The following is a 13094-nucleotide window of genomic DNA, read 5'->3' on the forward strand; positions in this document are numbered from 1 at the left end:
CAAGCCTTGATTGAGGAGCAAACATGACGGATCAGACCATCGTGGGGGCCCTTCTTCTTGGCGTCCTCGAAGGACTGACGGAATTCATACCCGTCTCTTCGACCGGTCACATTCTGCTCGCCGGGCACTTCCTCGGGTTTGAATCCACCGGCAAGGCCTTTGAGGTTCTGATTCAGCTGGGGGCCATTCTGGCGATCCTCAGTGTCTATGCGGCGCGCCTCTGGCAGATGCTTGTCGATCTGCCGCGCGACGCCGCCACACAACGCTTCGTTTTCGGTATCCTGATTGCCTTTTTGCCGGCTGCCGTGATCGGTGTTCTGGCTTACAATATCATCAAGACCGTCTTCTTCGAAACACCGCTTCTGATCTGTGTGATGCTCATTCTCGGAGGCTTCGTGCTTCTTTGGGTGGACCGGCGGGCAACCAGGCCGCGCTATGAAGACATCACGCAGTTTCCGCTTTCCATGTATCTTGGGATCGGTCTGTTCCAGTGCCTTTCGATGATCCCCGGCACCTCGCGCTCGGGTGCGACGATCGTCGGCGGGCTTCTGATGGGCGCGGACAAGCGCTCGGCGGCAGAGTTTTCCTTCTTCCTTGCCATGCCCACCATGACCGGCGCTTTCGCCTATGATCTCTACAAGAACTACGATCTTCTCTCGGCAGCGGATGTGAAGATTATTTCCATAGGCTTCATCGCCGCCTTCCTTGCCGCGCTTCTGGTGGTGCGCTGGCTGCTTGGCTATGTATCGCGGCGCGGCTATGCGCTGTTTGGCTGGTGGCGGCTGCTCGTGGGCAGTGTCGGCCTGATCGCACTGCTTGTGTGGGGGTAGGGTCTCCCGAAATCGAAGTGTGGAATCCGGTTTTCAGATTGTTCCGCCTCGATTTTGTGGCAGCGGCGTGGTGCGTGGTTCGACAAGCTCACCATGAGGGAAGTGGAGCATCGCGGAAAAGCCTGCTTCGGTGAGGTTACGGACGGGAACTGCAATCATCTACCTCCCTCATGGTGAGCTTGTCGAACCACGCACCCCATCAATGCCATGGCGGCGCGTCCACATGAACACAGACTCACCCAACCAACAAAAAAACCCGGCGCGAGGCCGGGTTTCTCATGTCTGTGCAGGCGACGTTTTAGGCAACGGCACCGTTGATCCAGTCCGAAAGCGCCGTCTTCGGTGCGGCGCCGACTTTCATGTCAGCCACTTCGCCACCCTTGAACATCATGAGCGTCGGGATCGAACGCACGCCATACTGCGCGGCCAGTTCCGGGTTCTCGTCGATGTTCACCTTGGCGATCTTGACCTTGCCACCGAGCTCGGCAGCGATCTCGTCCAGCGCGGGCGCAATCATCTTGCAGGGGCCGCACCACTCGGCCCAGAAGTCGACAACCACGGGTTCGGACGCCTGCAGCACGTCGGTCTGGAAATTGTTCTTGTCCGCCTTCACGGTGGCCATGGGAATTCTCCTTATCGGCAAATCTGTTCCACTAGATGTGGGGGTCGCGCGGGCACGCGTCAAGCGTTGTTGTGTCACGCCCGCGTGAGTCGTTCAAGCGCATCCGCCAGCGGCCCTTCGGGAACCGGCAGCAGGACCGGCGTTTCCGTGAACAGTAGCGCGGCCTCGACCCTGCGGCCGGGATAAAGCGGTTTCAGGAGCTCCGCATAAAGCGCAAGCTGCGCGACATAGGCTGCGGGCGCTTCTTCCAGCGTTTTGGGGGCAGGGCGATTGGTCTTGTAATCGACGATCAGCACCGCATCGTCGGTAACGGCCAGTCGGTCGATCTTGCCGGAAACGGCATGACGACGCTTGCCAAGCGTGAGTTCTCCCATGACCGAAACCTCGGCGCGGGACCCGGGCGCAAAAATGGGGGCAAAGCCTGTATCTTGCAGGATCGCATCTACCGAGCGCCAGACCGCATCCCGTTCGGCGTCGCTCCAGGAGTTGCCGACGCGATCGAGATAGCGGCCCGTTGCGGCCTCTCGCTCTTCCTGCGGGCATTCGGGCAGCAATTGCAAAAGCTTGTGTACCGCCAGACCGCGCTGGATGGCAAACCCCGGCTTGCGTGCCTCGTCGAGAACCGGCGAGAGGGGCGAGGGCACCGGCTCGTAGTCGGTCTCGATCAGGGCGCCAGCGCGTGACGGCGAAAGCGGGCGCGGCAGATCGACCGGCATGGGCGGCGGGGTGAGCAGGGCTTCGGGAAGCGCGGTTTCGGGCGCGGTCTCAGCAGGTTTCTCTGCCTCAGGCTTCACTGCCGGTGCATCACTGACACGATAGCGATAGACCGGAGCGCAGATTTCCGGGCTCGCCCGTTCCTCGACCCGGTCGGCACTGGAAATCGCGGCGCGCACCACATTCTGCCAGGTAAGGCCCTGCGGCTCTCGCGCGCCATGATAACCGCAGACGATCAGCCGGTCCTCTGCCCGCGTCATGCCCACATAGAGGAGCCGGCGGTATTCTTCCTCCGCCTTGACCTTTGCGTCGGCTTCAAAGGTGGCGGCCACCGTGTTGGAAACATCCTTGCCGGCGCGCCAGAGGAAACCCTTGCCCTGCCAGCCTTCACCGCGCGGCGCAAAGGGCATGAGCTTCGGCAGATGCTGGGAGACGAAGGGCGCGCTGCCCGGATCGACCAGAAACACCACGGGAGCCTCAAGACCCTTGGCGGCGTGCACCGTCATGATGCGCAGCTCGTCGCGCGTCTGGTCCATCTCGCGCTTGATTTCGGGCGCCTGCCCTTCAAGCGCCGAAAGCAGCGCTTCAAGGCCGTTAAGCCCCGCCCGCTCGCCAGCCAGTGCAAAGGACAGGAACTCGTCGAGAATGTCGTTTGCCTCATGCCCAAGCCGGGCAACGAAAAGCCGGCGCGCGCCTTCCCGATCGCGGGTGCCTGTAAGAAGGCCTGCATAGAACTCGAAAGCCGGCTTGAAGGCCGCTTCGTTCTGCCAGTTCTGCAAGGTCTCGACCATGCCGGCCACGGCCGGATCTTCCAGCGCCTGCGCGCGCATGGCGTCGAACAGCGGCACGGCGCGCCCGCGGTTCCAGGCGAGGCGAAAGAGGCGTTCCTCATCCAGGCCGAAGAGGGGGCTTTTCAGCACCGCTGCCAGAGACAGATCGTCATGCGGCTGAAGCAGGAAGCGGCCAAGCGCGATCAGGTCCTGCACGGCGATGTGTGCCGTGAGCCGCAGGCGGTCCGCACCGGCCACATCGATGTGGCGGTTTTTCAGGCTGCGCGAGAGCGCGTGCACGAAACGGTCGCGCTTGCGCACGAGCACCAGCACATCGCCCGCCGTGAGACGCTTGCCCGTGCCTTCGATGATCTCGCCATTGCGGATCCAGTCCTCGACCGTCTGCGCGATGGTTTCGGCCAGCCGCACGGCAGGCGCGGATGCGTGGTCGATGGCTTCCGTCCAGTCTTCCGGCTCGTCCACCGCGACCGGCGCGATGGGCGACCAGACTTCCACATAGCCGGGCTGGCCCGCGCGAACGGCCAGATGCTCAATCGGCTCGGGATCATGCGTCAGCCCCTGCGCCACATCGGCTTTCGAGAACACGAGATCGGCGGCGCGCAGCACATCCTCGGTGGAGCGGAAGGAATAGCGCAGGCGCAGGCGCTCGAAACGGCGCTCGACCTCGCGCACCTTCTGTTCAAACGCGCGCCCGCTTTCACCGAAGGCCGCAGGCTCCGCACCCTGAAACGAATAGATGGACTGCTTTTCATCGCCCACCGCGAAGATGGTGCGCAGGAGGCCTTCGCGCGCACCTTCGCCGGCAAAGAACTCTTCCGCAAGCAGGCGCACAATCTGCCATTGCTCGGGGCTCGTGTCCTGCGCCTCGTCGATCAGCACATGGTCGATGCCCTTGTCGAGCTTGTACTGCACCCACGGCCCGGCATCGGCACGGGCCAGAAGCCGGATGGTGCGCATGATGAGATCGTTGAAGTCGAGAAAGCCGCGCGCGCGTTTCAGCCGTTCATAGCGGGCGATCATGCCATCGGCGATGACAAGGGCCGCGCGCGTCGCCTCCAGCATGCGGAACAGCGCCACGCGGTCGGCGGCAGTGCGGATCGCCTCCGCCGCCTCGCCATAGCGCTCTACGATGTCGGGCAGGGCGGTGCGCAGCGCCTTTTTGAACGTGGTCTCGCCATAGACGCCGCCATCGGCCTTGAGAAAGCCTTTGCGCAAATGGTCGAGCCGGCGCAGCGGGTCCGTTTCTTCGAAGGCGCGGCTGGCATCGGGCACGATGCTCTTCAAAACCGTCTTGGCGTCGACGGCCTCCGCCTCGGCCACGAAGGCACGAAACGCGCCGGCATCAAAGCCCGGAAGCGGCCAGATGGAGGCGGCGATCGATGCTGCCGTGTCATCGGGTGCAAAATCGAACTCGTGGAACAGGGCGCTGTAGGGTACCTGCGCTTTTCTTACAATTTCATCGATGAAGGCGCGCAAGCCGTCGCGACGGCCGATGATCTCGGACAGAAGCTCCTGCAAGCCGCTTTCGCCACCACGCTCCAGCACCTCGGCAAAAGCTTCGGCCAGCGCGCCATCCTCGCCGGCGGCACCGGAGAGAAGATCGCGCCGCGCCTCGGCAAGCAGCGCCTCCTCCATCTGCGTGTCGAGCAGCTCGAAATGGCCGGCAATGTTTGCCTCCAGCGGAAACTGGTGCAGGATCGCCTCGCAGAAGGCATGGATCGTCTGGATTTTCAGTCCGCCCGGCGTTTCCAGTGCGCGGGCGAAAAGCCGCCGCGCGCGGGCGAGCTTTTCACGGCTGGGCGCCTTGCCTTCCATCTTTGCGATCACTTCGGACAGCGCTTCGTCGGGCAAAAGGCTCCAGCCGGCAAGATCGCGGAACACGCGGTTGGCCATGTTGGCGGCGGCAGCGCGCGTGTAGGTGAGGCAGAGGATTTTTGAAGGATCGGCCCCCTGAAGCAGAAGCCGGATCACCCGCTGGGCAAGCACATGGGTCTTGCCGGAGCCGGCATTGGCCGAAACCCAGGCTGAGGTGGCGGGGTCGGCTGCAAGCGACTGCGCCTTGATCGTGTCCTCGGGGATGAAGGGAAACTTTTTCATTCGTCCCCTCCGCTTTCGCCCGCATCGCCGCCGGCAGACCATTCGAGCACGCGCGCCAGATGATCGTAATCGCCATCCACATCGCCCTCGCGGAAGGGCAGGACGCGCGAGCGATAGCCTGTCTCAGGCTTATGATAATGGGCGAGAAGCTGCCCCAGCCGTTCCCATGCCTCTTCGGCCATGCCGGGCGCCGTCTTGTCGCTGTCCTTCATGCGAAGGATGGATTCAGGCACCACCTCGCCATTGGCCTTGAGCCGCACATAGGCGAGGTCGCCGGGCTCTGCCGGGCCGATATCGGCGAACGCGCCACGCTGAAGGAGCGCCGCTTCCAGCGCAAGCTGTGGCGAGAGAAGCGTGTGCGCCTGCCGGCGCGACGGCGAGGCGCCGGTCTTGTAGTCGAGGATTTCGGCGCTGCCATCGCTGCGGATGTCGATCCGGTCGGCGCGGCCTGAAAGGGTTAGGCCGAGCTTTGCCACCTCGATGGCCGAGGCACGGATTTCGGCATGGCGCCTTGCGATGCCTTCGGCGCGTCCGCGCTCCCACTGAATGACCGAGGCCGCCGTGCGCTCGAAACGCGGCCACCAGACCGTTGCCACATCCTGCGGGAGGCCGGCTTCGGAAAAGAGCTCGCGGCCAATGGCAATCAGCCGGTCGAGCGCATCGGGAGCAGTCGGATCCTCCACCTCCTTGATGAAGCGCTCCAGAACATCGTGGAAGAGATTGCCGCGTTCCGCCGCACCCGGATCGCGAATCAGCGGGTCGAGCGCGACAAGTGCCAGAATGCGTTTGGCATAGACGGCATAGGGATCGCGCCGCAGCGTCTCGATCTCGGTGATGGAGAAGCGCGTGGGGCGCGCCTCGACGGGCGGGGCGGGCTCGGGCCGGGGGGCGAAATCCTCGTCCGGCCTCTCGTCCAGCAGACGCGCCCATGCGATCAGCTTCCGGCCGCGAGCGCGTATGGTTTCGGCAACATCTTTGCCGGCAAAGGCCGTGATGCGCTGCAGCCATCGCGAGGCGACGGCGGGTGCATCTCCGGCGCGCGCGGCGCGCGTTAGCACCACTTTCTTCGTGCCCATCGCCATCATGAAATCATGCGCCGCCTGACCGATGCGCCGCTCCGGCGGCTCCAGCGAAAGCTCGGCCTTCATCAGGCGCGACATGAAGCGATCGGACGAAGGGATGGCAGGCCAGGTGCCCTCGTTCATGCCCCCCAGAACCATCGTGTCGACATGCAGTAGCCGCGCTTCGAGCGTGCCCCAGATGGCCACGCGCCTGTCTGCGCCCATGGCGGGTTTGACCACCTCGGTGGCGATCAGCGCGGCAAAGACTGCGGGCCATTCGGCGGCGTCGAAGGGCAGGGTCGTTTCCGAACCGACAAGCCCGCGCAGGAAGGCGGCCATGGCCTGTCCGCGCTCGCCGTCATAATAATCGCTGAGGCTGCCATCTTCGGAGCGGCCCAGCGCTTCGAGAACCTCAACTGTCGCGCGTGCCATCTCCGGCACACCGATGCCCGATTGCCCGCGCAGAGCGACCAGAGGGCGCAGCGCCTCGACCAGTGCAACAAGCACGGCGCGCGCCTCGGCCAGTGCGGCTTCGTTGACGCGCGGGAACCAGAAGGGCTTGCGCGTGTCGCGTTCAATGTCTGTCCAGCGCTTCTCGAAAAGCTTGTCCAGATCGGCGATGTCCGGCCGGCCCGTGCCGCCGCGCAGCGCCACGAGCTCGATGGTCTCGGCGGCGCGGCGCACGCTGGCACGCTTCAGCCCAAGCCGCAGCAAGGGATGCTTGAGCAGGGCCACCATGGCGATCGGCTCGCCGGGGCGGAACACGGTTTCGAGCAGCAGCCGCGCCAGCGTTGCCGGCGGCGTGTCGGCGAGCGGCGTGCCGCCGGAATCATCCGCCTCGATGCCGAAGCGACGCAGCTCCACCGCGACACGCCGCGCCAGACCGCGATCGGGTGTCACAAGTGCCGCTGTTGCGTTCTCGTCGGTCAGCGCCAGGCGCAGCGCAACGGCAATCGACAGCGCTTCCTCACGCTCGTTTGCGGTCTCGACCAAAGTCACGCCGGAAAGCGCGTCCCCTTCTGTCGCATCGGCTGCCAGCGACTGATTTTCCAGCCAGGCATCCGTGGTTTCGGCAGGGCGCAGCGTTTCGCTGACCAAGGCGCGGCGCAGGGCAAGCGGCGGGGCAGGCTCGCCAAGCTCGACCACCTCTTCGCGCGTGATGCCCATGGCCGAAAGCAGCTTCTTCAGACCTGCCTGCGGGTGGCCGAAAGCGGATGGTTCGTCCGCATCGCCCACCGCCTCCCAGGCCCGTGCGTCGAGCCGGGTGTCCAAACCCGGCAAGACCACGGCGCCGTTTTCCAGCCCGGCGATTGTCGCCAGAAGCCGGGCCGTGGCGGGAATGGAACCGGTGGAACCGGCAGCGATGACCGGGCCCTTGTGCGCGTGGGCCTTGAGCCGCGCGGCTTCTGCCGCCAGCATCGCGTTTCGATGCGCGGCGGGGTTGGAACGGTCGAGTTCCTCCAGCAGTTTTGGCCAATGGGCGGTGACGATCTGCAGGAATTCGAGCGTGACCTGCCACCAGTGCGCCAGCGCATCGGGCGCAAGGCTGGCCAGTTTCGTCCAGTCGGCCTCCTCGGTTTCGATCTCGTCCATCAGGCCGGCGAGATCGCGTGCGAGCCAGATGGAATCCGACGCCGAAGCCGGCACCACGACGCCTTCCTCGAAGAGAGCGGCCACGTGGCCAGGCAGCCGCGCCTTCCACGCCTGCACCAGCGGTGCGAGCAGCAGGATCCGGTCCAGCGCCTCTATCGGCGGGGCGTGATCGAGCGCGGAGGCTCCTTCCGTATCGAACAGCGCGGCCTCCTCATCGAACTCGCCCAGCGGGCGAATGACGGGGAGGATGGCGGATTGACCATCGAGCTTTCGAAGCAGGACATCGCGCAGGGCGCGGGCGGCACGGCGGGTTGGCAGATAGATGGTGACATCGGCCAGTGTCAGTGGATCGCCCGTGTGCCGAAAATCCGGCACGAGCTTTCCACCGAACAGAGCTTCGACAAGCGTCTCCAGAAAGCCGACGCCGGGGGGAATGGAAAAGACGCGGCTTGTGTCTTTAGAGCGGTTCACCGTTTCATGGAAATGCCGCTCCGCTCTATCTGTCTGTTTTTCCGCATTTGTGCGGGCGTCAGGTGATTCCACCTGACTGCAAAATGCTTTAGCCGGCATCGCTCTTCTCGGCATGCTTTGCCACCACAGCCTCGGCGGGCGCAATGGCATCCGGCGTACCGACGGTGATCCACGCGCCATCCATTCTCATGCCGAAAAGCCGGCCCTTCGCCTCTGCTGCATCGAAATAGGCATTGAGAGACTGTGGCTCGTTGCCGGCGTCGGCAAAGATGCGCGGGTGAAGCACGATCGCGCCGGCATAGATCACCCCGCCTTCCACGCCGCGATCACGGGTGAGGCGGCCTTGTGCATCCATGCTGTAATCGGTCGAGCCGGAATGGCCCGTCGCCTGTTCGGTGTCTGCAACCATGAGGAGAATATCCATGGTCTCCGGGTCCCAGGCAAGGGCCATGCGTTCGAGATTGGACGTGCCAGTTTCAAGCCAGAACGTATCGGCGTTGAGAATGAAGAAGGGGCTTTCGCCCAGATGCGGGAGAGCGCGAATGATGCCGCCTGCCGAATCCAGAAGCCGGGCGCGCTCATCGGAGATGATGATTTGCGGTGCGGTGCGACCCGCCAGGTGCGCCTCCATCTGATCGGCAAGGTAGTGCACATTTACCACCGCCGTTTCGACGCCAACGCGCTCCAGCATGTCGAGTGCCCGGTCGATCAGCGTGCGTCCCGCGACCTTCACCAGCGGTTTGGGCATGGTGTCGGTGATGGGGCGCATGCGCTTGCCAAGCCCGGCGGCCAGAACCATTGCCTTTTTCGGAAGTGCCACGCTCATGCCTCGTCTCCGCTCAGGAAACCGGCTTCCTCATAGAATGTGCGCAGCTCATCCAGCACCGGATGGCACATTGCGCGGCGAAGATAGGCGCGAATGCGCGGCAGATGCTTTATGTAATATGGCTTGTGGTCGCGCTGCTCCAGCCGAACGAAGGTGCCAAGCAGCTTGGAATTGCGCTGGGTGGCGCAGATCGCATAGGCCTCGTCGAACGCCGTGCGGTCGAACGCACCCTGTTCGGCACGGGCCTCACAATAAGCCTCCACCACGGCGCGCTCCAGCTCCTCGGGCATGGTCACGCGGGCATCGAGCGCCAGCGATGCGACGTCATAGGCTGCCGGCCCGCACACCGCATCTTGCAGGTCGATCAGCCCCAGCCGGTCGAACCCTTCGCGCTCCGCCCGCCAGATCAGGTTTGGCGAATGAAAATCACGCAGAACGAGATTCTTCTCGAAGTCTTCAAGACGCGCGAACAGCCGGTTCCAGCACTTCATATAGCCGGCGCGCTCTGCCTCGTTTGCGGGACGTCCGGCCATGAACGGCATGTACCAGTCGGTCAGAAGGCTCACCTCAATGCCGAGCGCCTCGCGATCATAGGGCGGCAGTTCGTGGATGAGCCGGTCATCGACCGGCATTTCACTCGGCCAGGCGTCGCGGTGAAGCGCTGCCAGCAGGCGCGCGGCCGCTACATAGCGCTCGGCCACCGGCTCGCCCTCCGGCGAGAGAAAAGGTGTCTCGCCGAGATGTTCGGTCAGGAGAAGCCCGGTTTCCAGATCCTGCGCATAGACCTCATAGGCCGAGAAACCACGCGCGCGAATGGCATTTGCCATCGCCACGGAAGCCGCGACGGACTGCGCCAGATGCGCGATCCGGCTATAGGGGCGACCGCACTCAAGCAGCGGCTCGTCGCGGCGCTCCGGCGCATTCATCAGAATGCGACGGGCACCCGTGCGGGTCGTCACGGTCTCATAGGCCCGCAGGGAGGCGTCGCCAAGAAGAAACGCCCGATGGGCGCGCTGCTCACCGGCATTGTTGAGGAAATCACGGATCGCGAAGCTGCGCTCCAGCCTCAGCATCGCTTCCTCCGGCCCCGCGATCACCGCAAGCCGTCCCTCGCCACTGTCGTGAAGCTCAAGACGGATTGCGTCTGCGAAACGACCAACCGCGCGCTCCGGCCATTCCACCAGCGCAACTCCGTCCTCCGCCATCTCGAAAAGGCCGAGCTCCTCCAGCTCGTCGGGATCACCCAGTCGATAGAGATCGAAGTGATGTACGGGGATGCGCGTTTCGTAGCTCTGCACCAGCGTGAAGGTGGGGCTGGGTACCTCCAGCTCGGGGTTTTCGGCCAGAGCACGGATGATGGAACGGGCGAGCGTGGTCTTGCCGGCACCAAGATCGCCCTTCAGGGCCAGAATATCGCCGGCGCGCAAAGCCACGGCGATATCCTCGCCGAAAAGCGTTGTTGCGTCTTCATCCGGCAGGAAGCGTTCCAGAACGCGTGCTGTCATACGGTTTGGCTACTCTGCGGCGACCCGCGCCTGTGTCGGCGTGGAGGGGAACCGGCAGGTTACCGTGGTTCCGCGCCCTTCGCCCGTGTCGATGTGAACCGAGCCGCCATGCAGCTCGACGAAACTCTTGACGATGGAGAGGCCAAGCCCCGCCCCGCGTCTGCGCCCGCCATTAACATGCGGCTCGAAGCGTTTGAAGATGGTTTCCAGAACATCGGGCGCCATGCCCGGGCCACCGTCGTGGACGCTGAATTCCACCGCATCGTCACTTTGTCGCGCGCAAAGGCTGATGGTGCTTTGTTCTGGTGCATAATTGGCCGCGTTCGAAAGCAGGTTGAACAGAACCTGCCGCACGCGGTTTTCGTCTGCGTGGAACACGAGTGCCGCATCGTCCATTTGCACGTCGAGGCGAATCTGGTGCTCGCGGAGGCGCTCGGTGATGAGCCCGGCCGCAGCTTCTACCATGTCGCCCACCCGCACCTCGCCGATTTCCAGCTCCATGATGCCGGCATCGACAGTGGCAAGGTCAAGAATGTCGTTGACCACAGTGAGGAGCACGTTGGAAGAGGAGCCGATATGATCCAGATATTCGCGCTGCTTCTGGTTCAGCGGTCCCGTCTCCGGCAGGTTCAGGAGATCGGTGAAGCCAATGATGTTTGTCAGCGGAGAGCGCAGCTCGTAGGAAACGTGCTGAACGAAATCGTTCTTCAGCTTGTCTGCCTTCTGCAGCGCGTCGTTCTTTTCCTTCAGCGCGCGTTCCACGTTCACGCTGTCGGTCATGTCGACGAAGGTGATCATCACCTGGCCGTTGGGCAGCGGGATGGTGGCATGGCTCAACACCGAACCATTCGAAAGCTCCACCTGACCGTGCTGGCTGCGCCGCTCGTCATCGAAACCGGTGACCGAGGCGACGAAGCTGCGCCATGGACTGTCCTTGGCGAGCGGATCGCAAACCGCGCGGATGTCGGCAATGTGCGCTTCGGGCGTGACGAGCTGGTCCGGCAGATTCCAGATGCGCTGGAAAGCCGGGTTGGAAAGACGCAGGCGTCCATCCGGGGCCGAACACCGCTACACCCTCGGTGAGATTGTCGAGCGTTTCGCCCTGAACCCGCATCGCCGCATTGTAGCGGCTTTCCAGGTCGAATTTTTCCGTCAGGTTCTCGAAAACCCAGGTCACGCCGCCTTTGGGCTGCGGATTGGCGATCACGCGGATCGTGCGTCCGTCAGGCAGGTGCCACCAGTGTTCCTGCGGCTTCATGCTGCGATAGGCCGACAGGAGCCCTTCTTTCCAGCGTCGCCATTCGGGCTGTTCGGCCAGCGTGCCTTCGCTGCGCAGCCGGTCGAGCAACAGCGCGTTGTCGGGTCTGCTCTCAAGGAAGGGTGTGTCGAGGTCCCAGAGCTTCTGGAACGACTGGTTGAAGAAGCGCAGTTTCTGTTGTTCGTCGAAGATCGCCACCGCCGTGGTGAGCTGATCGAGCGTGTCGGAATGGCTCTGAACAGTGCTCTCAAACTCCCGGCGGATCGTTTCGACTTCGCTGACATCCGCGGCGATGCCTGCGGAGCCCTGGCCCCCGGTATAATCGGTAACCGAGAAGACGCGCCTTTCACCGTGCACCACGGCGGACAGCGATTGTCGGAACACCTCGTTGGTTCCACGATTGGGGCTGGCGATCTCCTCACGCGCCGTCATGGGAAGGAATTCGAGCTGTTCACGCAGAACCGCATCGCCGGTGGGCGCATCGACTGCCCCCGTGAAGGCCCTGTTCACCCAGGCCAATTTACCGGCCTTGTCTCTCAGCCAGAAGGGCATATCCAGGGAATCGAGAAGCCCGAGCAGCGTCATCCGTTCGGACAGAAGGCTCTGGTGTTCGAGTTGAAGACGCGCATGCTCTTCGCGCAGGCCCGAGAGCGCAACAAAGCGCAGGACGGTTTGATGGGCGGATTTACGCCCCTGTGCTTCCAGTGTCGTTCCGGATCGGGTTTCGATGGTCAGGTCGAAACTCTCGCCCGCCTCGCGCAGCGCCGCCAGCGCCGCGTCGAGCGCGGAGGCGGAGCGCGGCATCATCCAGCGGCCGAAGGCGAGAAAAGCCGAACGTTCGTCGGGAGCACCGCAACCGGGGGGCAGATCGCCGACAAGCGCCGGTCTGTCGGTGCCACCACCCCAGACCACGGCCCGCTGGTCCCGAAGATTGAGAAGCGCTTCGGAACGACCCAGCGCGCCGCTCAGCTCGGCAATGCGCGCACGCAGTTCCAGATTTTCAGATGCAATGCGAGCGCGCTGGCGAATAAGCCAGATGGCAGACAGAAAAGCCGCGCCCATAATGCCCGCGAAGACAGCAAGCTGAATGACATCAACCGTGTTGACCGAAATACCAGGCGCTAGTTGTGCAGTTGTTTGTGCGGCGGCCGCAGAGGGCATCGCCACACTTGTCGTCAGTGTCAGAAACCGCACCATTCCCCGCATGATGCCCGTTTTGCACTGTCGGCCCTTAGGGCCCGTAGATCCGCCGATCAGCGGGTCCAGCCCCGGCATGTCCTGTTCCTTCTCCGCCGCTTGATCTGGCAAGACCGCCCCTTCCTATCG

Annotated in this window: 6 protein-coding genes and 1 pseudogene; 1 reads left to right on the plus strand and 6 read right to left on the minus strand. The window is 63.7% G+C overall.

The window, feature by feature from the left end; translation table 11 throughout:
* Nucleotides 1-23 precede the first annotated feature (23 nt).
* On the plus strand, nucleotides 24-830 hold the full coding sequence (locus AB2N04_RS02825) for an undecaprenyl-diphosphate phosphatase (protein ID WP_367716896.1): 807 nt from the start codon (nucleotides 24-26) through the stop codon (nucleotides 828-830).
* A 298-nt stretch (nucleotides 831-1128) separates the two neighbouring features.
* On the opposite strand, the gene trxA is transcribed toward AB2N04_RS02825, so the two are convergent.
* The 6 genes and pseudogenes from trxA to AB2N04_RS02855 all read right to left on the minus strand — a co-directional run bounded on the left by trxA (nucleotide 1129) and on the right by AB2N04_RS02855 (nucleotide 12929).
* The gene (trxA, locus tag AB2N04_RS02830) at nucleotides 1129-1452 is read right to left on the minus strand and encodes a thioredoxin (RefSeq protein ID WP_367716898.1); all 324 of its coding nucleotides are present in this window, start codon (nucleotides 1450-1452) and stop codon (nucleotides 1129-1131) included.
* 74 nt (nucleotides 1453-1526) lie between these two features.
* Nucleotides 1527-5054 (minus strand): double-strand break repair helicase AddA, encoded by a 3528-nt coding sequence (gene addA, locus AB2N04_RS02835; RefSeq protein ID WP_367716899.1) that lies wholly within the window; start codon nucleotides 5052-5054, stop codon nucleotides 1527-1529.
* On the minus strand, nucleotides 5051-8179 hold the full coding sequence (gene addB / locus AB2N04_RS02840; RefSeq protein ID WP_367716900.1) for a double-strand break repair protein AddB: 3129 nt from the start codon (nucleotides 8177-8179) through the stop codon (nucleotides 5051-5053). The genes addA and addB overlap by 4 nt, the downstream gene beginning before the upstream one ends.
* An 88-nt stretch (nucleotides 8180-8267) precedes the next feature.
* Nucleotides 8268-9005, minus strand: a complete 738-nt coding sequence (locus AB2N04_RS02845) for a nucleotidyltransferase family protein (protein ID WP_367716901.1) — start codon at nucleotides 9003-9005, stop codon at nucleotides 8268-8270.
* Entirely contained in the window at nucleotides 9002-10510 is a 1509-nt protein-coding gene (gene tsaE, locus AB2N04_RS02850) for a tRNA (adenosine(37)-N6)-threonylcarbamoyltransferase complex ATPase subunit type 1 TsaE (RefSeq protein ID WP_367716903.1), read from the minus strand. The genes AB2N04_RS02845 and tsaE overlap by 4 nt, the downstream gene beginning before the upstream one ends.
* Nucleotides 10511-10519: 9 nt before the next feature.
* Nucleotides 10520-12929, minus strand: a pseudogene (locus AB2N04_RS02855) (PAS-domain containing protein).
* Nucleotides 12930-13094 lie beyond the last annotated feature (165 nt).

Source organism: Nitratireductor sp. GISD-1A_MAKvit (genome assembly GCF_040819555.1).
In the GTDB taxonomy this organism is placed as follows: domain Bacteria; phylum Pseudomonadota; class Alphaproteobacteria; order Rhizobiales; family Rhizobiaceae; genus Nitratireductor.

Coding starts and splice junctions, on each gene's coding strand:
- AB2N04_RS02825 (WP_367716896.1), top strand. CDS start 24: ATGACGGATCAGACCATCGTGGGGGCCCTTCTTCTTGGCGTCCTCGAA.
- trxA (WP_367716898.1), bottom strand. CDS start 1,452: ATGGCCACCGTGAAGGCGGACAAGAACAATTTCCAGACCGACGTGCTG.
- addA (WP_367716899.1), bottom strand. CDS start 5,054: ATGAAAAAGTTTCCCTTCATCCCCGAGGACACGATCAAGGCGCAGTCG.
- AB2N04_RS02845 (WP_367716901.1), bottom strand. CDS start 9,005: ATGAGCGTGGCACTTCCGAAAAAGGCAATGGTTCTGGCCGCCGGGCTT.
- tsaE (WP_367716903.1), bottom strand. CDS start 10,510: ATGACAGCACGCGTTCTGGAACGCTTCCTGCCGGATGAAGACGCAACA.